The organism is Dyadobacter sp. CY312 (assembly GCF_021390535.1).
Taxonomy (GTDB): Bacteria; Bacteroidota; Bacteroidia; order Cytophagales; family Spirosomataceae; genus Dyadobacter.
The window spans coordinates 1-640 of the sequence record NZ_JAJUXG010000010.1 but is presented as its reverse complement, the minus strand read 5'-3'; the positions used below and the strand labels follow the sequence as shown (position 1 = coordinate 640).

The following is a 640-nucleotide window of genomic DNA, read 5'->3' as shown; positions in this document are numbered from 1 at the left end:
GGTATTGTATCAAAAACTCAGGGCATTAACCGACCTAACCATTAACGACTTTGTAAAACTTATCCGTTTTAAGTTGGCCGCCAGACTCTTAAAAAATGATAGTCTCTCGGTTCGGCAAGTTGCTTCTATGGTGGGTTACGACGACAGAAAACATTTTAGCAGAGAGTTCAAAAAACAATTTGGTAAAACACCGAGTGAATATGCTTCTGGACAAGTTCGAGGTGAGTAACTTAACTGAAGATTTTTTGCGTTGCTTTTCCCAACAACACAAAAGCCTGACAGTTAAGGTCAGGCTTTTGAACAATTGGTTAAAAGAATCTTATTTTTTCAACCCGGATAAAAACTCAACTACGTCCCGAATTTCTCTTTTTGTCATGATGCTTCCCATTGGCGGCATGCTCGAAGGAACGTTGTCCCGTTTGGCAATCCTTGCTACTGCAATTTTTAAAGGCTCCGCTTCCGATGTTTTCAGTACCAGCTCGTGTTCATTTTCGGAGGTAAGAATTCCCGCGGCTGATGTCCCGTCCTTCAGTGTCAATATCACCATGCCGAATCCCGGAGAAATTCTTGCGCTTGGTTCTACCAAAGCCTGTAATATTTGTTCACGGCTCAATGTGTTACCAATGTTGGAAAGGTTTGG

At 42.2% G+C, this 640-nt stretch carries 2 protein-coding genes; one reads left to right on the top strand and one right to left on the bottom strand.

What is annotated here, in order from left to right:
- Positions 1-229: AraC family transcriptional regulator (locus tag LZG71_RS14945; RefSeq protein WP_233821615.1), on the top strand; the 229-nt coding region annotated here is incomplete at its 5' end.
- A 90-nt stretch (positions 230-319) separates the two neighbouring features.
- Here LZG71_RS14945 and LZG71_RS14940 read toward each other — a convergent pair.
- Positions 320-640: hypothetical protein (locus tag LZG71_RS14940; RefSeq protein ID WP_233821613.1), on the bottom strand; the 321-nt coding region annotated here is incomplete at its 5' end.